General features: G+C 31.5%; 1 protein-coding gene. It reads right to left on the bottom strand.

Annotation, left to right across the window (positions count from 1 at the left end; all coding sequences use genetic code 11):
- A partial coding sequence (locus tag AVBRAN12642_RS09790) for a Cj0814 family flagellar-dependent secreted protein (RefSeq protein WP_442862372.1) occupies positions 1-521 on the bottom strand: 521 nt, incomplete at both ends.

Genomic DNA, 521 nt, shown 5'->3' with positions numbered 1-521 from the left:
CCCGCCACTCATCTTGCCCCAATAAGTTCTCTCGCCTTCTACTAAAAAATGATTATTTCTTAATACGGCTATTAATATTCCACCACGACTTACATCTCCTTGATTGTTTTTATAATTATCGCCTTTAGCGTCCCATAAAATAGAATAACCTTGAGAAAAACTATCGCTATGCACGGGAAACATATCCATTTTGCCATCACCATCATAATGAAATAGTGTATCAGCACCCTTTATTCTTTGAAAATCTCGTGCATGAATATTCTTATCATTATAATCTTCAAAATCATATCTAGTTTGTAAAATCTTGCCTACACTAAAGGTACTATTATCTATCTCAAACCCACATGGCAAATTGTTAATATCTTCTTTGCTAAAAAATTCTTTAGAGTTTAAAAAATCTTCACTTACAACTTGGCTTAAGACTTTATAAGCATTTCCAACGCTTTTTGCTATATCAATTTCCATGAATCTTTTACCTATTATATGAGCTTTATTGTTTTGTTCTACTAAAGATTTTAAAC

This window comes from Campylobacter sp. RM12642 (assembly GCF_020137635.1).
Taxonomy (GTDB): Bacteria; Campylobacterota; Campylobacteria; order Campylobacterales; family Campylobacteraceae; genus Campylobacter_E.
The sequence above is the reverse complement of the archived record's forward strand: the minus strand, read 5'-3'. Positions and strand labels throughout refer to the sequence as shown.